This is a genomic window from Enterococcus sp. DIV1279b (assembly GCF_050531515.1).
GTDB lineage: Bacteria > Bacillota > Bacilli > Lactobacillales > Enterococcaceae > Enterococcus_D > Enterococcus_D casseliflavus.
On sequence record NZ_CP172891.1, the window covers coordinates 666,818 to 689,729 of the forward strand.

A 22,912-nucleotide genomic window follows, 5' to 3' on the forward strand; every position below is an offset into this window, starting at 1 on the left:
AGCGCCCTAATGCCTCGGCATTAGGGCGCTTTTTGCTGTGAATCACTGCGAGTGGCCCACAAAGTGGGACAGAGCAGATGATGAACAGTACTAGGCGACCGTAGGGAGCGTAGTAACCATACTAGGAATCACAATGAGTGGCCCACAAAGAGGGACAGAGCAGATGATGAACAGTACTAGGCGACCATAGGGAGCGTAGTAACCAAATTAGGAATCACAATGAGTGGCCCACAAAGAGGGACAGAGCAGATGATGAACAGTACAAGGCGACCATAGGGAGCGTAGTAACCAAACTAGGAATCACAATGAGTGGCCCACAAAGAGGGACAGAGCAGATGATGAACAGTACTAGGCGACCATAGGGAGCGTAGTAACCAAACTAGGAATCACTGCGATTGGCTTGCGGAGCAAGACAGAATAGATGATGAACAGTACTAGGCGACCATAGGGAGCGTAGTAACCAAACTAGGAATCACTGCGAGTGGCTTGCGAAGTAAGACAGAATAGATGATGAACAGTACAAGAAGTCATCAAAATTGGTTCACGAAGCGAGTCAGATCGGTTGCCAAAAACCCTAAGACATAATAGAGGATCACGGAAGTGTGCCTTGACCTCTGTAAGCAACGTTTTTTTTACGAGCAACACGCGTGGCGTCAACAAACAGCTGATAATCATCTCTACCACGGCACTAATCCTGAACGATTCAAACATTGTCATGCTTTACCCAGCAACAGGCACAAAAAAACCACACCAACCATTACGTCTAAAAAACGTAACTTTAGGAGGACCAACTATGACAGAAACTGAAAATCTATCCACCAAGTACAATCCCCAAGAAGTAGAAGCGGGGCGCTACCAAGATTGGTTAGAACATGACCGTTTTAAACCAAGCGGCAACAAAGAAGCAAAACCTTATTCTATCGTGATTCCACCACCAAACGTAACAGGAAAATTGCACTTAGGTCATGCCTGGGATACCACGTTACAAGACATCATCATTCGTCAAAAACGGATGCAAGGGTATGACACCTTATGGCTACCAGGTATGGACCATGCCGGGATCGCTACCCAAGCCAAAGTAGAAGAAAAGCTGCGGGAACAAGGGATTTCTCGCTATGACCTTGGTCGGGAAAAATTCGTTGAACAAGTATGGGATTGGAAAGAAGAATATGCCGGTCACATTCGGGAACAATGGGCGAAACTAGGCTTATCCCTAGACTATAGCCGTGAACGATTCACGTTAGATGATGGATTATCCGAAGCGGTTCGTAAAGTTTTCGTGACGCTATATGAAAAAGGCTTGATCTATCGTGGCGAGTACATCATCAACTGGGATCCGCAAGCCCGCACGGCATTATCTGATATTGAAGTGATCCACAAAGACATCGAAGGTGCTTTTTACCATATGTCTTACGAATTAGCAGATGGCAGCGGTGTGGTGGAGATCGCAACGACTCGTCCAGAAACGATGCTGGGGGATACAGCAGTCGCGGTTCATCCAGAAGATGAACGTTATCAAGCATTGATCGGTAAAAAAGTGATCTTGCCTTTGGTCAATAAAGAGATCCCAATCATCGCAGATGAGTACGTGGACCAAGAATTTGGAACTGGGGTCGTAAAAATCACTCCTGCCCATGACCCGAATGACTTTGAGGTCGGTAACCGCCGTGACCTACCACGGGTCAATGTCATGAATGATGACGGAACAATGAACGACTTAGCAGGTACTTATGCAGGCATGGATCGTTTTGCTGCTCGTAAGCAAATCGTGAAAGACTTAGAGGCGTTAGGTCGTCTGATCAAAATCGAAAAAATGGTCCATAGTGTAGGGCACTCAGAACGGACAGGCGTAGTAGTCGAACCTCGTTTATCGACACAATGGTTCGTAAAAATGGAACCATTAGCAAAACAAGCCATCGACAACCAAGAAACCGACGATGCGGTGGACTTTTATCCGCCACGTTTCAACCAAACATTCTTACGTTGGATGGAAAATGTCCATGACTGGGTGATCTCTCGTCAGTTGTGGTGGGGCCATCAAATCCCAGCTTGGTACCACAAAGAAACGGGAGAAATGTATGTAGGACTTGAAGCGCCAGTGGATGCCGAAAATTGGCAGCAAGATCCAGACGTATTGGATACCTGGTTTAGTTCTGCTTTATGGCCGTTTTCAACAATGGGGTGGCCAGATGAAAACAATGAAGATTTCCAACGCTACTTCCCAACGAATACATTAGTGACCGGATACGACATCATTTTCTTCTGGGTAAGCCGTATGATTTTCCAAAGCTTGGAATTTACTGGCAAACGACCATTTGAAAATGTCTTGATCCACGGATTGATCCGTGATGAACAAGGTCGCAAAATGAGTAAGTCGCTTGGAAATGGGATCGATCCGATGGAAGTCATTGAACAATACGGTGCCGATGCATTGCGTTGGTTCTTATCAAATGGCTCTGCACCGGGACAAGATGTGCGTTTCAGCTATGAAAAAATGGATGCCGCTTGGAACTTCATCAATAAAATTTGGAATGCTTCCCGTTTCGTCTTGATGAATGTCAGCGAAATGACTGCCGAAGACATTGATTTTTCTGGTGAAAAATCAGTGGCGGATCGTTGGATCTTGACGCGCTTGAATGAAACGATTGAAAAAGTCACTGACCTTTTTGAACGCTTCGAATTTGGGGAAGCGGGTCGTCAATTATACAACTTTATCTGGGATGACTTCTGTGACTGGTACATTGAAATGTCGAAAGAAACCTTATACGGTGACAATGAAGCAGCGAAACAAGTCAATAAGAGCATCTTAGTCCATGTTCTTGACCAAATTTTACGCTTGTTGCACCCAATCATGCCATTTGTTACAGAAGAAATCTGGAGCAAACTGCCGCATACAGGGGAATCATTAGTCGTTGCTGAGTATCCACAAGTGGCACCAGAATGGACCGATGAAAAAGCGGCGCAAGGGATGGAAGTGTTGAAAGAATTGATTCGTTCGGTTCGAAACATCCGTGCAGAAGTAAACACACCACTTTCGAAACCAATCACTTTGCTGATCCAAGCAAATGAACCTGAGATCGAAGAATTCTTGATCGCCAACAAAAACTATATCGAACGCTTCTGTAATCCAGAAGAACTAGAAATCTCTAACAGCTTACAAGCCCCTGAATTGGCGATGTCAGCTATCCTATCAGGTGCGACGATCTACTTGCCGTTAGCTGGGTTGATCAACATTGAAGAAGAAATCGCGCGTTTGGAGAAAGAACTAGCGAAGTTCACCCAAGAAGTTCAACGGGTACAAGGCAAACTGGCGAATGAACGCTTCGTTGCCAATGCACCAGAGGAAGTCGTAGCACAAGAACGCAGCAAAGAAGCCGATTATCTTGAAAAACAAAAAGCAGTCCAAGAACGGATCGAGCAATTGCGCACGATTCAATAGGAAGCGTCGACTGTCTGCAAACAAGCATCTCTTGTAGATGCTTGTTTTTGCGTAATCGATAGAACCCGTCAAACAAATTTCTCGTTTAAAGGAAAGAAATTGGGAAAGCTGTGGGATTTTTGATAAAATAAGAGCGAGGTGAAGGAGATGACAAGCGAAGAAGCAACAGCGTGGATCCATTCGCGTTTGGCATTTGGGCAAAGACCCGGATTGATGCGTGTCGAAGCATTATTAAAACGAATGGGCAATCCTGAAAAAAACATAACCATGATCCATATCGCCGGCACGAATGGCAAAGGATCAACCGTCAGCTATTTGCGCAGTCTTTTAGAAGAAGCTGGGCAGCAAGTGGGGACTTTTACTTCCCCGCACATTGAAGCGTTCAATGAACGGATCGAAATCAATGGACAATTTATATCAGATGAGGATTTGGTCGCTTGGGTGGAGAAAATCCAGCCGCTGGTTGCTGAAATCGATCGTGATGAAACCCTGACGGGCATCACTCAGTTTGAGATCATTACTGCCATGGCGTTAGGCTATTTTGAAGAAAAAAAGGTCGATGTTGCGATAATGGAAGTTGGCCTAGGGGGACTTTTAGATAGTACCAACGTTATTTCCCCGATGTTGACAGCGATCACGACGATCGGCATGGATCATATGGATGTCTTAGGCGATACCATTGAAAAAATCGCTGCCCATAAGGCGGGGATCATCAAGCCACAAATTCCCCTTGTGACTGGCAATATCGTTGAAAGCGCGCTTTCGGTGATCGATTTGAAAGCTGCAGAAGCACAGGCACCTGCGTATCATGCAGGGGAAGAGTACCGTGTGACCTATCGTCATCCTGATGAAGAGTGGGGCGAATTGTTTGATTTTGAAAATGAGCATGGCAAAATCAAAGGCTTGAAAACGCCGATGTTAGGCCGCCATCAACCAGAAAATGCCGGTGTTGCAATTCAATTGTATAGCCTGTATTGCGACCTGCGGCAGCTGCCGTTTTCAGTCAAAGAAATTCGCAATGGGTTAAGAAAGGCCTATTGGCCCGCCCGAATGGAACGAATCAGCAGTGAGCCACTAGTGATTATCGATGGTGCCCATAACGTACATGCCATGGCTCGTTTAGTAGATACAATGAAAGAAGAGTTCAGCGACTATCGCATCCATGTGCTGTTCTCAGCCTTAGAAACCAAAAACGTCAATGAGATGCTTCAGCAATTGCTGGCAATTCCGCAAGCCGAGATTTATTTAACGACCTTTGATTTCCCAAAAGCATTGCATTTAGCAGACGGCTATCAGGAACTAGATGAAAAACGAATCTCAACCGTCTCTTTATGGCAGTTTGGCTTGGCAGAATTATTAGAAAAAATGACCAATGAAGATTTGCTGCTGGTGACAGGATCGTTGTATTTTGTTTCAGAAGTTCGTGAATTGTTGTTGGCAATAGGAGGAAGAAATGGCTAAGTTACGTGGTGTGATTTTCGATATGGACGGCTTGATTTTTGACACGGAGCTGCTCTATTACCAAGCAACTCAAATCGTGGCGGATCAAATGGGGATTCCCTATACAAAAGAGTTGTATTTAGCTTATGTGGGGGTCTCGGATGAAGAAGTCTGGGCAGCTTACCATGAGCGCTTCGACGAAGCCTTTGGCTATCAAATGATCGAAGACTTTATCCAAGCGGCTTTTCAGCAAACGCTGGAAATGTTCCAACGGGGCGAGGCTGAATTGAAGCCGGGCATCCACGAGTTATTGCATTATCTTGATGAGAAAAAGATTCCCCGAGTGTTGGCGTCTAGCAACCAGCGCAAAGTGATCGATACCTTGCTGGAAGCAGCAGGCTTAACGGCGAAATTTCCTGAGATCGTCTGCTTTGATGATGTCACACGGGCAAAACCAGATCCTGAGATTTTTGAAAAAGCCCACGCATTATTGGCGGTACCAAAAGAAGAATTGGTGATCCTTGAAGATTCGGCTAACGGTATTCATGCTGCTCATGGGGCAGGGATCTCAGTCATTATGATTCCCGATTTGATCGCGCCGACGACCATCATTGAAGAAAAAGTCTTGAAAGTCTTACCATCACTAGAGGATGTCTCAGATTTTCTAGAAACCGCCTTTTCAATCTAACTGTGATTTTTTGCGCACCTGATTCATGAAATACTCTCTCCTTTGCGTATCTTTTATTAGACCGACGCAAAGGAGTTTTTTTTATGATCAATGAAACAGTGATTCCCCAAAGCTCGTTTCCCCGAGAGCGTTTAGTAGAATATGGAGTCGATGCCCTTTCGAATCAAGAATTATTGGCCATTTTGCTGCGAACTGGCTCACGTCCTCTGAATGTCCTCGAGTTAGCGGCCAGTGTCTTGAATCGTTTTCAAGAATTGTATGAATTAAAGCAAGCGACGATCGATGAATTACAAGAAATTCGCGGCGTCGGACAAATCAAAGCCATCGAGATCAAAGCGATGGTTGAATTAGGTGTGCGAATCCAGCGCTCCGCTCAACCAAAGTACGGTAAGGTCAACTCTAGTATGGCGATCGCCCATCAGTTGATCCAAGAGTTGAAGGATTGTCGTCAAGAGCATTTACTAGGGCTTTATTTGAATACGAAAAATGAGATCATTCAGAAAAAAACGATCTTCATCGGATCGTTGAATCAGTCTATCGCTCACCCACGGGAGATTTTTCATTGGGCGGTACGTTACAGTGCCGCCCGAGTGATCGTCGTCCACAACCATCCCAGCGGCAGTCCCCAAGCCTCAGAGGCAGATCTGCTGTTTACACGCCGCTTGATCAAGTGCGGAGACTTGATGGGGATCGACATACTGGATCATTTGATCATTGGCGACAATGCCTATGTCAGTTTGCGAGAAGAGGGGCTGTGGCAACAGGAAGACGTGTGAAAATAAGCCGAGTTTGCGAACATTATTAAAAATAAAGGTGAATTGTCTAATCGTCTGTCTTGCAAAAAAATACGGGCAAGTGTAAAATATTATTGTAATTTTGTTTGCTGAATAGATGTTGAAACGCACGTTAGGCCTCTATCGCACAAAGGCAATGTTACACACAATTAAGTGCTTATGCACGAGGAGGTTTTTTTTAATGGAACAAGGTACAGTAAAATGGTTCAATGCTGAAAAAGGGTTTGGTTTTATCTCTCGCGAAGACGGTACAGACGTATTTGTACACTTTTCAGCGATCCAAGGTGAAGGATTCAAAACTTTAGAAGAAGGTCAAGCAGTAACTTTCGACGTGGAAGATTCTGATCGTGGACCTCAAGCAGTTAACGTAAACAAAGCGTAAGCTTTCAAACAAACTGCCAGTAAGAGCACTTTGAAATCAAAAACCCCAAAAGACCATCGATTCGATGGTCTTTTTTTTGCTTTTTATAACGGAAAGGAAAAAGGGTAGTTCTCAGTAACCTGAGAACTACCCTCGCATGTGAGACTATAAATCGTCCGGCGTCATGATCATCGAAAGGATCATTGGATGACGCTCGGTTTTTTCAAATAGGAATGGCTGTAACGCCGAAGACATCGCTTCTCTTAATTTGTGTTCTGTTGGGTCTGGTTGGTTCAAGACTTCCCGCAATGCACGGAAGAGGATCTGCTGTGCTTCATTGATCATCTCGCCAGATTCCCGCATATAAACAAACCCACGAGAAAGGATATCTGGTCCAGCAAGGACTTCTTTCTTCGCTACATCGACTGTCGCGACTGCTAAGACGAGGCCTTCCTCTGAAAGAATGCGACGATCTCGTAAGACGACATTTCCGATATCACCGATACCGCTGCCGTCAACATAAACATCATTGGCATTGAAATGACCAGCCAAGCGAGCGGTATCCGCTGTTAAGGCCAACATGTCACCATTTTCCATAATGAAACAATTTTCTTTTGGTACACCGACATCTTGTGCCAACTGGGTGTGGATGTTCAGCATCCGAAATTCCCCATGGACAGGCATAAAGAATTTTGGCTTCATTAGACGCAACATCAGTTTTTGTTCTTCTTGGCCACCGTGACCAGAAGTATGGATGTTGTTCAATTTGCCATGGATCACGTTTGCGCCAGCTTCCAACAATAAGTTGATCAGCTGATTGACACTCGTGGTATTTCCTGGGATCGGTGAGCTTGAGAAAATCACGGTATCATCTGGGTGAATTTGGATTTGACGGTGAGTCCCGTTGGCAATCCGACTCAAAGCAGCCATTGGCTCTCCTTGAGAACCCGTACAAAGGATCATGGTTTCGTTTGCAGGCAAACGGTTGATCTCATGAGATTCCACAAAGGTTCCATCTGGCACCTTGATATAGCCAAGGCGCTGTCCGTTGACGATTGCATTTTCCATACTGCGTCCAAAAACGGCGATTTTACGTCCAGTCGCAACCGCCGCATCTGCAGCTTGTTGGAGACGGAAAATGTTGGAGGCAAAGCTGGCAAAAATGATCCGACCATCGATTTTTTCAAAAATCTTTTGGATCGAGCTGCCGATCGTTTTTTCTGATTTGGTAAAGGTCGGAATTTCTGCATTGGTACTATCGGAAAGGAGGCAAAGGACGCCTTCTTCACCAATTTTTGCCATTTTGTGCAAGTTTGCTGGTTCGCCCACAGGCGTAAAGTCAAACTTGAAATCGCCAGTTGCGACGATATTGCCAGAAGGCGTTTTGACAACGACACCTAAAGCATCAGGGATACTGTGGGTCGTTCTAAAGAAGCTGATGGATGTTTTACGGAAACGAATCACCGTATCTTCATTGATTTCGTGTAATTCCGCGTCCCGCAATAAGCCATGCTCATCTAATTTGTTGGTGATCAAAGCAAGTGCCAAGGGTCCCGCATAGATCGGGATATTGGCTTCCCGCAACAAGTAAGGGATTCCGCCAATATGGTCTTCGTGACCATGAGTGACGATCAAGCCTTTGACTTTCGGTAAATTTTGAACGATGTAGCTATAATCGGAAATGACATAGTCGATCCCAAGCAGTTCATCTTCGGGGAATTTGATTCCCGCGTCAATTAAGATGATCTCATCTTGGAATTGAACCCCATAACAGTTTTTTCCGATTTCGCCAAGTCCACCGACGCCGAATACGCCAGTCTCATTATTTTTCAGCGAAACTTTCATCTTAAAACTCCGCTAATTTGAAATCAGCGTTTTCTTTTTCGTAAGCTAAATGTTTTTCATCTAGTTCTTGAACGAACTCGATGTTGTATGGGGTATTTTGTTCAACCAGACGGCGTGCGATCACTGCATCGTCTGCTTCAATGTACAAAGAGTGGGTTTGTTCTCTCTTTGGGTTGCGGTCTTTTGTTTCTTGGTAATAAATTTTGTAAATCATATCTTTTCTCCTTTATCTGCTTTTCGCAGTAGTCTATTTGGTTGATGAATTCGCTGCATCACAAAATCGAGGTCCGAATAAAGTGACCTGAAAAGAAGGCTTCGAGAGCCGCTGCATGCTTTTTTCAGACAATCGTTGTGAGAAAAAAGAGAAAGCCTCGTCTTTGCTTTCCAAATGTCGTCATAAAAAATTCACCGGGTTTGTAAGTCGTTCCACTACAAGTATCCCTAGTTTATCACAGAAAAACGAATAAGTATAGAAACACGTCGTTTTGAAAAGGCTTACTGAAAGGAAATGAAAGGACTATCGCTGAAGTTTGCTTTTTTTCGTTGAAAGTGCATTACAATAAGAATATTCCTATGCTATAGTAGAAGTAATGAAGTAAAAAAGGAGGGGATTTTTTGAAATTAATGTGGCACTACACGATGAGAAACAAGAAACTGCTGGTTTTTAATTTCATCTGTGTTTTTGGTTTTATTTTGATTGAATTAGGTTTGCCGACGTTATTGGCAAGAATGATCGACAAAGGGATCGCCGCTGGTGATCGCGACTACATATGGAAAATGGGTGCGGCGATGATCGCGATCACCATTGTGGGGATCACGATGAACATTTTGTTAGGCTATTTCACGTCACGTATCACCACTAACATTGTGGCAGATATTCGTGACGATCTTTTTGAAAAAGTCCAAGGCTATTCACATACCGAATATGAAAAAATCGGGGTTTCATCATTGATCACCCGTGTGACCAATGATGCGTATCAAATCATGCTGTTTATGCAAAGCATCTTACGGACAGGTTTGATGACACCCATGATGTTTGTGGTCAGCTTGTACATGGTCATGCGGACAAGTACACAACTAGGGTTGTATGTTTTGGGGGCATTGCCGATATTGCTGATGGCCGTCATCGCCATTGCCAAAATCTCGGAACCCTTATCCACTAAACAACAAGCCAATCTAGATAAAATCAATGGCATCTTGCGGGAAAATCTCTCTGGTTTACGAGTGATCCGTGCCTTCGTCAATGAAAAATTTGAAGAAAAACGCTTTGGCAAAGTCAATCAAGCCTATGCTTCTAGTTCTCGCAGCTTGTTTCGCTTGATGGCAACGGCACAACCAGGCTTTTTCTTCTTATTCAATATCGTGATGATTTTGATTATTTGGACGGGAAGTATTCAAATCGATCAAGGGCAACTGCAGGTCGGTGACTTGATTGCATTTATCGAATACATCTTCCATGCGCTGTTTTCTTTCATGCTGTTTGCGACTGTCTTTACGATGTATCCACGAGCGGCGGTTTCTGCTCGTCGAATCCAAGAAGCGTTAGATGCGACTTCTGAAATCAAAGAGCCAGAACAGCCAGTGACAGAAACTAAGACGAAAGGCTTCTTGGAATTCAAAAATGTTACCTTTGCTTATCCAGGACATGCTCAAAGTCCAGTGATCCGTAATGTTAGCTTTACCGCTTCACCAGGGGAAACCGTGGCGTTTATCGGTAGTACTGGAAGTGGAAAATCAACCTTGATCCAATTGATCCCACGTTTTTACGACGTCAGTGAAGGCCAAGTTTTGGTGGATGGTGTTGACGTTCGGGATTACAGCTTAACGACGTTGCGCAACAAGATCGGGTTTATCCCTCAAAAAGCGTTGCTATTTACAGGGACGATCGCAGAAAACCTACGCTATGGGAAAGAAGATGCCACGCAAGCAGAGCTGGAACGAGCAGCCGAGATTGCGCAAGCGGCAGATTTCATTTCTCGCACACCAGATGGCTTTGATGCTCACTTGGCAGAAGGCGGAACCAACTTCTCTGGCGGACAAAAGCAACGCCTAGCGATTGCCCGTGCGGTGATCCGCCAACCAGAGATCTATATTTTTGATGATAGTTTTTCTGCATTGGATTACCAAACGGATGCAAAATTGCGGGCACGCTTGAAAAAAGAAACCACAGAATCGACCGTTTTGATCGTTGCTCAACGAGTAGGAACGATCATGAATGCCGATAAGATCGTCGTCTTGAACGAAGGCGATGTGGTTGGCATCGGCACCCACAAAGAACTGCTGCAAACTTGTCCAGTATACTACGACATTGCGGCGTCACAATTATCAGAGGAGGAGTTGGCACAATGAAAGCAATCTCTTCTTTAAAACGGTTAGGTGCTTACATCAAACCGTACAAAGTACAATTTATCCTAGTCTTGCTGTTTACTGTTGCAACCGTCGGCTTCAATGCGGCAATGCCGTATGTTTCTGGATTACCGACGACAGAGATCAGCCGCAACATCGCTGCTGGCGAAGGCGTTAATTTTGATTACGTGATCCTTTGCTTGATCTGGATCGCAGTCGTTGGTGTCGGTTACTGTTTCTCGCAATTGATGTCAGGGCTGCTGATCACCAACGTTGTCCAATCTGCGATGCGAGATCTGCGGCAAGACATTGAAGAAAAAATCAATCGTTTGCCCGTTTCTTACTTCGACCGTAACCAACAAGGGAATATCTTGTCACGGGTGACCAATGACGTGGATGCCGTCAGCGGTGCGATGCAGCAAGCCTTGATCGGGATCGTCAATGCCTTCTTAGGAATCGTTATGGCGGTTTCCATGATGTTTTACATCAATACCTACATGGCATTGGTTTCATTGATCATGATCCCAGCCTCCTTATTGATTTCTCGCACGATCGTCAAAAAGTCGCAAAAAGACTTCCAAGGCATGCAAAATGCGTTAGGGGATCTGAACGGCTACGTACAAGAAAACATGACTGGATTCAGTGTGTTGAAAGTGTATGGACGGGAAAAGCAAACACTTGAAGGGTTTAAAAATGTTAACCACCAGTTGCGCTATTACGGCTTTCGTTCTGCTTTTGTGTCAGGCTTGATGATGCCGCTGGTGCAAATGACCGCTTACTTTACCTATATCGCAATGGCAGTCATGGGGAGCTTTTATGTGATCAGCGGCGTGATCGTTGTTGGTCAGCTGCAAGCGTTCATTCAATACATTTGGCAAGTCAGTCAGCCAATGGGGAACATTACCCAGCTGTCCTCCGTCTTGCAAAGTGCCTCAGCAGCAGCAAAACGGGTCTTTGAAATCTTAGATGAGGAAGAAGAGCCAGTCAATCAAACCGATATCCAATTGCCAGAACAAATCAGAGGCGACGTGACCTTTGAACATGTCGGCTTTGCCTATGATCCGAAAAAACCGTTGATCAACGACTTGAACTTTGAAGTCAAAGCTGGACAAACCGTGGCGATCGTGGGACCAACAGGTGCTGGGAAAACCACCTTGATCAATTTGTTGATGCGTTTTTATGATGTCAATGAAGGGGCCATCAAGATCGACGGCATCGACACGAAGAAGATGGAACGTCACGATGTTCGGTCACTGTTTGGGATGGTTTTACAAGATGCATGGTTGTATGAAGGCACGATCGGCGACAACATTCGCTTTGGGAAATTAGATGCCACCGATTATGAAGTCGTTGATGCAGCGAAAACCGCCAACGTCGATCACTTCATTCGCACGATGCCAGACGGCTACGAAATGATCATCAACTCTGAAGGGGACAATGTCTCCTTGGGGCAAAAACAATTGTTGACCATCGCTCGGGCAGTCATCTCTGATCCGAAGATTTTGATTCTCGATGAAGCCACCAGTTCGGTGGATACCCGCTTAGAAGCGCTGATTCAAAAAGCAATGGATAAAGTGATGGAAGGTCGTACCAGCTTTGTGATCGCCCATCGTTTGTCAACGATTCGTGAAGCAGATCTGATCTTAGTGATGGATCAAGGGTCGATCATTGAAAAAGGCAATCACGAAACCTTGTTGGCAGCTGGCGGCTTTTATAGCCAACTGTACCAAAGTCAATTTTCAGAAGAAGCCGAGTAAGCCCAAAAGAGCGTCCAGTCTGACTGGCGCTCTTTTTGCATTGTCGCAAGGGTGATGCTATAGTGAAAAAAGAAAGCGCAGATCCGTTTATGGATTGGAAGGAGAAGTTGATGGACAAAGAACAATCAGGGAATGAAACCCACAAAACAGTTTCGCCAGCCTCGTCGCAAGGAACACCTTGTTTTGTGGCAAAAAATGCGACGATCGTAGGAAACGTGACTCTAGGAAAAGAGAGTACGGTCTGGTTTCAAGCAGTGATTCGAGGCGATGCCAATCGCATCGAAATCGGCGCGCGTACCAATATTCAAGATGGAACGATCATCCACGTTGATCACGATGCCCCGACGATCGTGGAAGACGATGTGACTGTTGGGCATCAGTGTATGCTTCATGGCTGTACCATCAAAAAAGGGGCGCTGATCGGCATGAGCTCGATTGTTTTGAATCATGCAGTGATCGGTGAAAATAGTTTGTTAGGTGCTGGTTCGTTAGTAACGGAAGGAACCGTCATTCCGCCCAATGTGTTGGCGTTTGGTCGTCCTGCACGAGTGATCCGTCCGTTGACAGAAGAAGAAATCGCCAAAAATCAGGCAAACATCACGCATTACGTGGAAAATGGGTATGCTTACCAACAGGGCGAATATGGTGAAGTCTGACGCCGAACCAAAAGACGCAAAAAGGTGTACGAATTGCTTCGTACACCTTTTTTATGCAAGCTTATTTCAATTTGTTTGATTCCATGATCTCGTCGATCAAGCCGTAATCTTTGGCTTCTTGTGCGGTCATGAAGTTGTCGCGATCGGTGTCGCGTTCAATCACTTCGATTGGTTGACCAGTACGTTCTGACAAGATTTTGTTCAGACGTTCGCGGGTTGCCAAAATGTGGCGGGCAGCAATTTCGATCTCAGTTGCTTGTCCTTGTGCGCCACCTAATGGTTGGTGGATCATGATCTCTGCATTTGGTAATGCAAAGCGTTTGCCTTTTTCACCAGCGGTTAATAAGAATGAACCCATAGAAGCAGCCATCCCCATAACGATGGTTTGGACATCGGCTTTGATAAAGTTCATGGTATCAAAGATCGCTAGACCAGCAGTAACGCTTCCGCCAGGCGAGTTGATGTACAAGTAGATGTCTTTTTCAGAATCTTGCGCGTCCAAGAATAAAAGCTGAGCAATGATCGAGTTTGCTAAGTCATCGGTTACTTGACCACTCAACATAATGATCCGGTCTTTTAATAGACGAGAATAGATGTCATACGCTCTTTCACCGCGAGATGATTGTTCAATGACTGTAGGAATTAAATTCATAGTGATAGTCCTCCTAAAAATCGTTATAGATATAGTTTAGCATAAAGTTTTCGCAATATCTAAGAGATAGTATACCGATTAGGTCAAGAAAGGTCAAATAAAAAGTTCGTTATCTTTTTTGCGAAACTTTCAAATATGATACAATATGAAAAAAGGAATGAGGAAGGATCGAAGAATGGCAGTAGCAATAGCAGGTTTGATCGGCGTCTTAGTAGGCGCATTGTTAGTAACCATCATTTTTAATTTACGCATTCGGTATGAGGAACAAAAAGAAAAACAACGCCGTTTGTTGGAGCATAAAGTCAAAGAAATCGAAACGTTGGTTTTATTGAATCAAAAAATCAGTGAGATTCTACAAAAACGTGTCATGCTGATGGATGAGTATGTCAGCTTTGATGCCTTTGACGACTGTTATATCACCATCGATGATTTTGCCTATCTACAATCTTTTGCGGCGCAAAACAGTTTTTATCTACCGAATTTTTTCTTGGAAGAATTTTTCAAAAAAATCGGAACACGTCGGGTGATTTTATCCCCAGAGGAAACTGTTAAAATCGGTGGGTATACCTATAAAGGCGGTCGGATCATTATGGAAAATTTCCTTGATCAATTAGTCGAAATGGTCAATGAGCGTAAAACCCAAATGAAAAACATGACGAGCGAACCGTTGACCTATTTTTCAAAAACGATTTGATTCTACTGGTCAGCCGTTTTCCTTGGTTAAGGAACCAAACCAGAGTATCGACGGTTGCGCTTTTTTAACTGATCACACACACTCTTACTGCGATCATAGTAAGGGTGTTTTTCTTTGACCGAAACAAAGCGTTATTATTCATTAAGAGGATCGAAACAAACAGAGGCTTTTTGGTTCTAGGAGATTCCATGGTAAAATAAAGAGTGAGAATGGAGTGAAAGAATGATGGTACAAATCGTTGCCCACCGCGGGAGTAGCGGCAACCGACCTGAAAACACGCTACCAGCATTTGCGGAAGCGGTGCGGGTCAAAGCTGATATCATTGAGTTAGATGTACATCTATCAAAAGATGGCGGCTTGATCGTCATGCATGATGAAACGGTTGATCGAACGACCAACGGCAAAGGTCGGATCTGTGACCTGACGGTTGCTGAACTAAAAGAACTCAATGCTGGCAGCTGGTTTTCTGAGGAATTCCAAGCCGCCAAAGTCCCCACGCTAAAAGAAGTGTTGGATTTACTTGCAGCGAAGAATTATCGTGGCATTTTGACGATCGAATTAAAAACCGATCATTATGAGTATGAAGGAATCGAAGCCAAAGTATCCGACTTAATGAATAGTCAAGAATGGCCCTTTACTCATTGGTATTGTTCCTTCAATATCGAGACCTTGGATCGGATCCATGCGATCGAACCGGATGCGACCCTTGATTTTATTATGGGACGCGGGGAAGACAAACCACCGTTGGCGCTCAGCCGACCGTATATCGAAGGAATTCATCCTGCCTATCGCTGGATCCAAGAGACAGCAACAGTCTTGACTGATTTTCCGATCGCGATCCGTCCGTGGACTGTCAACGAAGAAGCGGCGATTCGCACCTGCTTGGCTCTGGGTTTGACGGGGATCATCACCGATTTTCCAGAAAAAGCTCGGGCAATTGTGCAACAGGTTCGCGAGGAAACAAAAGGATGAAAAAAGTCTTAGTAATCGTGGGACCGACCGCAGTTGGTAAAACCGCCTTGAGTATCCAGTTAGCCCAAAAATACCAAGGGGAGATCATCAGCGGGGATTCCATGCAAATTTACCGTCAGTTAGATATCGGTACCGCCAAAGTGACGAAGGAAGAAATGGCAGGGATTCCTCATCATTTGATCGATATTCGTGCAATGACGGAAGCATACTCTGCCGCTGATTTCCAGCAAATGGGGCGTGAAGCCATCGAGACGATCCAGCAGCAAGGAAAGCTGCCGATCGTTGTAGGGGGAACAGGGTTATACATCCAAGCGCTTTTGTATGACTTTCGTTTAGGGGCAGAAGAAGGCGACCCTACGATTCGTCAGCGTTACGAACAAGAAGCAGCAGCCATCGGCAAAGAAGCTTTATGGCAAAAGCTGCAGGCGGTCGATCCCTTGGCAGCAGCGAAGATCCACTACAACAATGAGCGGAAAGTGATTCGTGCGTTGGAGGTTTTTGAAACGACTGGCGAAAGTATCGCTGCACCAAAAGAGACACCACAAGCTTTGTACGATTTCTTCATGGTCGGTTTAACCACTGAGCGAGAAGTGTTATACCAGCGAATCAATCAGCGAGTGGACTTGATGATGGATCAAGGCTTGATCGAAGAAGCAAAAGCTGTTTTGCAGTATCCAGAAACGCAAGCCGCCAAAGGGATCGGCTACAAGGAATTTTTGCCCTATTTTCAAGGGCAGGCCACATTGGAGGAGACCGTTGAGCAAATCAAGCAAAACTCACGCCGCTACGCCAAGCGGCAGCTGACGTGGTTCAATAACCGAGCACAGCCCCGATGGATTGATTTAGTGAGGCAACCTGAAGAACAACGTACCCTTGAAACAGAAATCGACCAATGGTTGGAGGAGAAAAGATGAGCCAAGAACGTGTGATTCTTGTCGGAGTAGAAACGGAGAAAAACTATCTTCATTTTGATTCGTCAATGAAAGAATTGAAAAGCTTAACAAAAACCGCCAATGGTGAAGTTGTTTTTTCACTGGTGCAAAAACGGCAGCAAGTCGATCGACAAACCGTGATCGGCAAGGGGAAAGTTGCGGAATTGCAGCAGTTGGCAGAAGCACATGAAGCAGATCTAGTGATCTTCAATCATGAACTGACACCAAGGCAAAGCCAGTTGATCGGTGATGCGCTAGAAGTGCCAGTGATTGATCGCGTCCAGCTGATCCTTGATATTTTTGCGATGCGTGCCCGTTCCAAAGAAGGAAAGCTGCAAGTAGAATTGGCGCAGCTGGATTATTTGCTTCCACGCTTGATAGGGCAAGGAAAGAACATGTCTCGGCTAGGGGGCGGAATCGGAACGAGAGGACCAGGGGAAACCAAGCTGGAGACCGATCGTCGACACATCCGCAACCGCATCACCATCATCAAACGGGAATTGAAGGAAGTGGCAGCCCATCGAGACCGGACACGCCAAAAGCGCAAAGACAGCCAAGTCTTTCAAATGGGCTTGATTGGTTATACCAATGCTGGAAAATCAACTATTTTAAACATTTTGACCAGTGCGGATACGTATGAACAAGACCAGTTGTTTGCGACACTTGACCCTTTGACGAAACGCTGGCGGATGCCAGAAGGATTCGAAGTCACCATTACCGATACGGTTGGTTTTATCCAAGAATTGCCGACCCAATTGATCGATGCGTTTCATTCCACACTGGAGGAAAGTCAAAACATGGACTTCTTGCTGCATGTCGTCGATGCCAGTTCCGAAGAACGGGTCCAGCAAGAGGAGACGGTCTTAAAATTAATGGAGGAACTTTCTTTGACCCAATTACCGATGTTGACGGTCTACAATAAGGCGGATCGCATCGACGCCGATCAGTTTATCCCAACGCTCTTTCCCAATGTCTTGATCTCAGCAAAGAGTACCAAAGGCAAAGAACGCTTGACTCAGGAGATCAAAATGGAATTGATGCAGATCATGCAGCCTTATCATCTAGTGCTGCAAGCCGATGAAGGCAATGCGCTGAATCGTTTAAAACGGGAGTCGCTAGTGTTGAGCAATGCCTTCGATGAAGCAACACAGACCTATCATATCAAAGGATTTGCGCTGGAGGATACCTATCCACTACGCAGAATGGCGCAAGAACAGGAATAAACAGAAAACGGTGCAGCCGATGCACCGTTTTTTTGTGGTGACAAAATTATGGGAGTATAAGTGGTTTGACTTTCTTCAAGTGCAAAACCCGAACATTTTTGGCTAAGGTACCATTTCTTCCAGAAAAAGGACTGCTTGAACATGCGATCAAATCAAGGGCCCAATGGAAAAATCAAAAAAATTTGCATTCATGTCACTTTTTCTAACATGAGGGGTTGACACACAAAAAAAGAATTGGTATAGTTTCCATAAAGTTACGCAGCATCATTGAAACGGAGGGGAGCCAAGTTATGCGGGAAAAAGAATTGCGGCGCTCAATGTCAGTCTTTCCTATCGGAACAGTCATGAAATTGACCGATCTCACCGCCCGTCAAATTCGTTATTACGAAGAACAAGAATTGATCCACCCGGAACGCAGCGATGGCAATCGACGAATGTATTCGCTGAATGATATTGATACCTTGCTAGAGATCAAAGACTATCTTTCCGATGGACTGAACATGGCGGGAATCAAACGAGTTTATGAAATGAAAGTTGCCAAAGAAAAAGAAGCGAAGAACAAACCGCCGCTGACCGATGAAGATGTACGTCGAATTTTTTATGATGAACTCTTGGCTCAAGGTGGATTGAATCAAAAACAGCCATACCAGCAAAAAGGTCCACGAATGTAGAGCATTAGTAGATCGTTGCTGTGATATAAAAAAAGAATTGGGAAAAAGGAAGGGATACTATGCCAAAATTTGAAAGAACTGCCGAAGACATCAAACAAATCGTAAAGGATGAGAACGTGCGCTTTTTACGCTTGATGTTTACTGATATTTTAGGAACGAACAAGAACGTTGAAGTACCTGTAAGTCAATTAGATAAAGTACTGGAAAACAAAATGATGTTTGACGGTTCTTCTATTGAAGGGTTTGTCCGTATTGAAGAAAGTGACATGTATCTGTATCCTGATTTGTCCACCTGGATGATCTTCCCTTGGGAAAGTGAACATGGCAAAGTGGCTCGTTTGATCTGTGATATCTACAATCCAGATGGCACCCCATTTGCAGGCGACCCTCGTGGCAACTTAAAACGGGCATTAGCTGACATGCAATCCCTTGGTTTTACTTCTTTCAATCTTGGACCAGAACCCGAATTTTTCCTATTCAAATTAGATGAAGCAGGCGAAATCACAACGGAATTAAACGACAAAGGCGGCTACTTCGATTTTGCCCCAACCGATCTAGGGGAAAACTGCCGTCGCGATATCGTATTAGAATTAGAAAGCCTTGGTTTTGAAGTTGAAGCGTCTCACCATGAGGTGGCACCAGGGCAACACGAGATCGACTTTAAATATGCGAATGCAGTGGAAGCATGTGACAACATCCAAACCTTCAAGCTTGTCGTGAAAACCATTGCTCGTAAACACGGCTTGCATGCGACCTTCATGCCAAAACCATTATTCGGCATCAACGGTTCAGGCATGCACTGCAACATGTCCTTGTTCAAAGGTGATGAAAATGTCTTCTTTGATGAAGAAGGACCAATGCAATTAAGCCAAACAGCGTATCACTTCTTAGGCGGTTTGATCGAACACGCCCGTGCTTACACGGCTGTCTGCAACCCAACCGTCAACTCTTACAAACGCTTAGTGCCAGGTTACGAAGCGCCTGTATACGTGGCATGGTCAGGACGCAACCGTTCACCATTGATTCGGGTGCCAGAATCAAGAGGCTTGTCAACGCGTTTGGAATTGCGTTCGGTTGACCCATCCGCTAACCCATACTTAGCAATGGCTGTTTTATTACAAGCAGGACTTGATGGCGTTAGACGTGAGTTGACACCACCACCAGCTGTCGACCGCAACATCTATATCATGAACGAAACAGAACGTGCAGAAGCACAAATCGAAGATCTGCCATCAACGATCCACAATGCCATCAAAGCATTGCGTAAAGACCAAGTGATGATCGATGCCTTAGGCAAACACATCTATGCCAACTTTGTCGAAGCAAAACGATTAGAATGGGCAGCCTTCCGCCAAACAGTCTCCGAGTGGGAAAGAGAACAATACTTGGAACTCTATTAAAATCGCAAAAAAAGCCGCTAGAGATAAACAATCTAGCGGTTTTTTTATGATGGCACCAGCTTGTATCCTCTTGATTCTGGTTTTATTTATTTCCGATCATCAATAGCTGCTTGATCAAAGTTTGAGAAAAAAACCATTGCGAAGCTAGAGCGGTTCTGTCTATGAGAAGCGTAACTCTTGACCATTGGTAAAAATCAAAAAATACCAGTCGGGCGAGGACTGGTAAGAGGAAGAAAAATAGTTTTGGTATAAAGCTAGCATAGACCGTCAAAGTAAAATGAACCTTAAAAAGTAGAAAGTTTCTTGTAAGAAGTCCTTATTCGTCAAAGGTTTCCAGCTCAGACAGTATTTTTGCGGGGACTTCTGATTGAGGGACTTCGTTGGGACCAGAAATGATGCGGGTCTTACTGATTTCTGCTTTGACTAAAGTATTTGGAGCCAATGGTTTTACATTTTCGCCCGTCAGGTCATAGGTCATGAGTTCTTTTTCACCATTTTTCTTTACGAATTCAAAGGTGTATTTGTAGGTAAAAGAGCCATCTATTTTTTCACCAGAATCGCTGTAGGTTTGTGTCTTTTCAGGGACTTTGTTGGGCGTGATAGCATAAGCCGTGATGCCGCGATACGTTGTTGCATAGTACATGTAGCCGAAATAGCCGGCTACGACAATAATCAAAACGCCAAGCGTTAATAGTAGTTTTTTCATGGGTGTCATTCCTTTCCATTACTAGCATCACTATAGCATGTGGCCACTAAAAGCACTCATCGAAAGGGATAACAATATTGTAAGTTTAGCATTTTTGAATAAAAATCCTGTAACTTTCTGTTTAACAATTGTGATAATGAAAAATATTTCTGAAACCTTCCTGCAATATTGTAATGTTATTCTCTTACTTGTGCCCGATAGCGGGACAAATAATCAAAAGAGAGGTTTTTTCATTTGAAAAAATTTGCATTTACAGTTGTTGCAGGATTTGGTTTATTCGTTGGCGGAACAGTTGTTTCAGCAGCAGAACAAACCCATGTTGTCAAACCAGGAGACACTCTATCTGGGATCGCTGCTACTTATCAAACAACGGTCGAAGACCTTTTAGCTTTAAATGATTCGATCGAAAATCCAAATATGATTTTTGATGGCGAAACATTGTTGGTTTCTAACGATGGCCAATCAGTAGAAAACAAAGAAACAAGTACGAAAGAAAGCACAGAAAAAAGTGAGTCTACAGCGACTTCTAACGTGAGTCAAACTCGTTCAAGCGTTCCTGGTGCTGGTTCTGGTGTCTTGAATCCAGTGGATGGGATCAACTATTTCAATGGTGTGAGAGAATCGTACTACTCACAAAAAGTCTTGCCAGGAGGCGGATTGAATATCCCTGGTCGCCATGTAGCATCAGACGGAACCATCCGTGATGCCGATGGGTACATCGTTGTTGCCAGTGATAATCAACCGAAAGGATCGACTGGTCAATCATCTTTAGGTGCCTATAAAGTCTATGACACAGGTGTCGGTCATAGCGGTATTGATGTTTATACGAATTGGTAAGCAAGAAAACTTGATCTAAAAAATACTATACTATAACTGAAGCGAGCATTTAGTTTTTGAACAGCTCGTCGCAGACGCTAAAAAAGCTGCGCCCATCAACTTTTAGGGCACAGCTTTTTTATTTACTCCTTTGTTGTATCAGTTACTGTAGAAAAGAAAGTGCAGATATGGTCTGCAAGCAAAGCTGGACATTCAGCAGCAGCGAAATGCCCACCAGTGTTAAGCTCTTCCCAGCGAAGGATCTTCGGGAAAAGTCTTTCTACGTACTCTTTTGGCGGACGTTCATGAGCTTTGGAAGTTAGTAAAACACCTAAAGGTACAAATGAACGTTCAAATTGGTTAGGCCACTGTGTATATTGACCTTCATAGTAGAAGCGATTTGAAGAATTGATCGTTTCGGTAAACCAGTAAATAGAAACATTGGTTAAGAGTGTATCCAAGTCAAAGTGATAGTGGGTGTCTTCCTCATTCTGCATTGACCATAAATACCATTTTTCAATAATGAAGGCAGCTAAACCTACAGGTGAATCATTGAGTCCATAAGCATACGTTTGTGGTTTTGTACCTAAACTATGAGCATAGCCACCTTCTTTTGCATACCAACGTTTACAAAGTGCCAAATATTCTGTTTCTGCTGTGCTCATAGGCGTTTCATCTGTTATACGAGGACTAGGGTTTCCCGGTGAGGTGGTATGGTAGCCAATCACATTATCTGGGTGATCCAAACATAGGAGACCGGCGATACTTGCTCCTAAATCATAACCATGAATTCCGAATTGATCATAGCCCAACCTCTTCATAAGTTTTAACAAAATCTGCCCAGCCTTGCGATCTTCAAAATGTCCCTCTTTTGGGATGTCAGAAAATCCATGTCCAGGAATTGAAGGAATAATGACATCAAAAGAAGCTTCTGGTGAACCGCCAAAGGATTCTGGATCAGTTAGGAACGGAATCAAATCCAAAAGCTCATAAATAGAACTCGGCCAACCATGGGGAATCAACAATGGTGTCGGATTGGGACCGTGCCCACGTTCATGTATAAAATGAATCGTCAATCCATCAATCGTAGTTGTGAAATTGGCAAAAGCATTTATTTTCTTTTCCGTATGACGCCAATCAAATTCGTCTTGCCAATAAGAAATAATCGTTTTCATATCATCTAAAGGAATACCATAATTCCAGCCAGCATTGGCAAGTTCATCGGGATACCTTGTTAGCGCTAGGCGTTTTTTTAAGTCACTCAATGCTTTTTCTGAAATCCTTACTTCAAAAGGGCTAATTTCCATGGGACCTCCTAATAAAAATGTACTTGTTAAGAATAGGATACATGAACGTATGTTCTTTTTACAGTTTTTCGCTTGATTAGTCAAAATTGAATCTGATTTTTAGGATGAAAAAGTCAGATTCGGCTATCAAAATAGTAAAAATCGTCATCTGGTCTAGACTAATTATTGTAATCAAACACAACCTGTGGTATTATTGGACTATACCAAATAGAA

At 44.1% G+C, this 22,912-nt stretch carries 20 protein-coding genes and 1 other annotated feature (1 of these 21 only partly in view); of the genes, 15 read left to right on the plus strand and 5 right to left on the minus strand.

Annotation, left to right across the window (positions count from 1 at the left end):
* Nucleotides 1-12: a binding site (T-box leader), on the plus strand (it extends 223 nt beyond the left edge of the window).
* Nucleotides 13-793: 781 nt separating this feature from the next.
* From IGI71_RS03170 to IGI71_RS03190, 5 genes are all read left to right on the plus strand, one after another.
* Complete coding sequence (locus IGI71_RS03170; RefSeq protein ID WP_428210925.1) at nt 794-3,439, plus strand: valine--tRNA ligase; 2,646 nt, start codon at nt 794-796, stop codon at nt 3,437-3,439.
* Between the two features lie 147 nt (nt 3,440-3,586).
* Nucleotides 3,587-4,900 (plus strand): bifunctional folylpolyglutamate synthase/dihydrofolate synthase, encoded by a 1,314-nt coding sequence (locus IGI71_RS03175; protein WP_231472842.1) that lies wholly within the window; start codon nt 3,587-3,589, stop codon nt 4,898-4,900.
* Complete coding sequence (locus tag IGI71_RS03180) at nt 4,893-5,567, plus strand: HAD family hydrolase (RefSeq protein ID WP_231472843.1); 675 nt, start codon at nt 4,893-4,895, stop codon at nt 5,565-5,567. The genes IGI71_RS03175 and IGI71_RS03180 overlap by 8 nt, the downstream gene beginning before the upstream one ends.
* An 83-nt stretch (nt 5,568-5,650) precedes the next feature.
* Nucleotides 5,651-6,343 carry a RadC family protein gene (gene radC / locus IGI71_RS03185; protein ID WP_005225154.1) on the plus strand — a complete coding sequence of 231 codons (693 nt, stop codon included), beginning with the start codon at nt 5,651-5,653 and terminating at the stop codon, nt 6,341-6,343.
* Between the two features lie 199 nt (nt 6,344-6,542).
* Nucleotides 6,543-6,743 carry a cold-shock protein gene (locus IGI71_RS03190; RefSeq protein ID WP_005225155.1) on the plus strand — a complete coding sequence of 67 codons (201 nt, stop codon included), beginning with the start codon at nt 6,543-6,545 and terminating at the stop codon, nt 6,741-6,743.
* Between the two features lie 144 nt (nt 6,744-6,887).
* On the opposite strand, the gene rnjA is transcribed toward IGI71_RS03190, so the two are convergent.
* Both rnjA and IGI71_RS03200 read right to left on the minus strand, forming a co-directional pair.
* The gene (gene rnjA / locus IGI71_RS03195; protein ID WP_005225156.1) at nt 6,888-8,567 is read right to left on the minus strand and encodes a ribonuclease J1; all 1,680 of its coding nucleotides are present in this window, start codon (nt 8,565-8,567) and stop codon (nt 6,888-6,890) included.
* Nucleotide 8,568: 1 nt separating this feature from the next.
* Nucleotides 8,569-8,781: a DNA-directed RNA polymerase subunit epsilon gene (locus IGI71_RS03200; protein WP_005225157.1), complete on the minus strand. Its 213-nt coding sequence runs from the start codon at nt 8,779-8,781 to the stop codon at nt 8,569-8,571.
* 401 nt (nt 8,782-9,182) lie between these two features.
* Between IGI71_RS03200 and IGI71_RS03205 the strand changes: the two genes are divergently transcribed.
* From IGI71_RS03205 to IGI71_RS03215, 3 genes are all read left to right on the plus strand, one after another.
* The gene (locus IGI71_RS03205; RefSeq protein WP_010747462.1) at nt 9,183-10,916 is read left to right on the plus strand and encodes an ABC transporter ATP-binding protein; all 1,734 of its coding nucleotides are present in this window, start codon (nt 9,183-9,185) and stop codon (nt 10,914-10,916) included.
* Nucleotides 10,913-12,670: an ABC transporter ATP-binding protein gene (locus tag IGI71_RS03210; protein ID WP_231472845.1), complete on the plus strand. Its 1,758-nt coding sequence runs from the start codon at nt 10,913-10,915 to the stop codon at nt 12,668-12,670. Before IGI71_RS03205 ends, IGI71_RS03210 begins: the two co-directional genes overlap by 4 nt.
* A 62-nt stretch (nt 12,671-12,732) precedes the next feature.
* Nucleotides 12,733-13,326, plus strand: coding sequence for a gamma carbonic anhydrase family protein (locus IGI71_RS03215; protein WP_231472846.1), 594 nt, complete (start codon nt 12,733-12,735; stop codon nt 13,324-13,326).
* 61 nt (nt 13,327-13,387) lie between these two features.
* Here IGI71_RS03215 and clpP read toward each other — a convergent pair whose 3' ends face one another.
* A complete protein-coding gene (gene clpP, locus IGI71_RS03220; protein ID WP_005225161.1) occupies nt 13,388-13,978 on the minus strand; it encodes an ATP-dependent Clp endopeptidase proteolytic subunit ClpP in 591 nt (196 codons plus the stop codon).
* Nucleotides 13,979-14,153: 175 nt separating this feature from the next.
* On the opposite strand from clpP, the gene IGI71_RS03225 reads away from it, so the two are divergent.
* From IGI71_RS03225 to glnA, 6 genes are all read left to right on the plus strand, one after another.
* A complete protein-coding gene (locus IGI71_RS03225; protein ID WP_005231097.1) occupies nt 14,154-14,672 on the plus strand; it encodes a hypothetical protein in 519 nt (172 codons plus the stop codon).
* Nucleotides 14,673-14,894: 222 nt separating this feature from the next.
* Nucleotides 14,895-15,644 carry a glycerophosphodiester phosphodiesterase gene (locus IGI71_RS03230; RefSeq protein WP_231472848.1) on the plus strand — a complete coding sequence of 250 codons (750 nt, stop codon included), beginning with the start codon at nt 14,895-14,897 and terminating at the stop codon, nt 15,642-15,644.
* Nucleotides 15,641-16,558, plus strand: a complete 918-nt coding sequence (gene miaA / locus IGI71_RS03235; RefSeq protein ID WP_087626943.1) for a tRNA (adenosine(37)-N6)-dimethylallyltransferase MiaA — start codon at nt 15,641-15,643, stop codon at nt 16,556-16,558. Before IGI71_RS03230 ends, miaA begins: the two co-directional genes overlap by 4 nt.
* Complete coding sequence (hflX, locus tag IGI71_RS03240) at nt 16,555-17,799, plus strand: GTPase HflX (protein WP_231472849.1); 1,245 nt, start codon at nt 16,555-16,557, stop codon at nt 17,797-17,799. The genes miaA and hflX overlap by 4 nt, the downstream gene beginning before the upstream one ends.
* Before the next feature lie 290 nt (nt 17,800-18,089).
* Nucleotides 18,090-18,470, plus strand: a complete 381-nt coding sequence (locus IGI71_RS03245; RefSeq protein ID WP_231472850.1) for a MerR family transcriptional regulator — start codon at nt 18,090-18,092, stop codon at nt 18,468-18,470.
* Between the two features lie 59 nt (nt 18,471-18,529).
* A complete protein-coding gene (glnA, locus tag IGI71_RS03250; RefSeq protein ID WP_430616174.1) occupies nt 18,530-19,870 on the plus strand; it encodes a type I glutamate--ammonia ligase in 1,341 nt (446 codons plus the stop codon).
* A gap of 316 nt (nt 19,871-20,186) precedes the next feature.
* Here glnA and IGI71_RS03255 read toward each other — a convergent pair whose 3' ends face one another.
* Nucleotides 20,187-20,576 carry a YxeA family protein gene (locus IGI71_RS03255; protein ID WP_231472851.1) on the minus strand — a complete coding sequence of 130 codons (390 nt, stop codon included), beginning with the start codon at nt 20,574-20,576 and terminating at the stop codon, nt 20,187-20,189.
* 234 nt (nt 20,577-20,810) lie between these two features.
* Here IGI71_RS03255 and IGI71_RS03260 point away from each other — a divergent pair, with 234 nt between their 5' ends.
* Nucleotides 20,811-21,413: a LysM peptidoglycan-binding domain-containing protein gene (locus tag IGI71_RS03260; protein WP_231472853.1), complete on the plus strand. Its 603-nt coding sequence runs from the start codon at nt 20,811-20,813 to the stop codon at nt 21,411-21,413.
* 122 nt (nt 21,414-21,535) lie between these two features.
* Here IGI71_RS03260 and IGI71_RS03265 read toward each other — a convergent pair whose 3' ends face one another.
* Nucleotides 21,536-22,699 carry an epoxide hydrolase family protein gene (locus IGI71_RS03265; RefSeq protein ID WP_231472855.1) on the minus strand — a complete coding sequence of 388 codons (1,164 nt, stop codon included), beginning with the start codon at nt 22,697-22,699 and terminating at the stop codon, nt 21,536-21,538.
* Nucleotides 22,700-22,912: the final 213 nt, after the last annotated feature.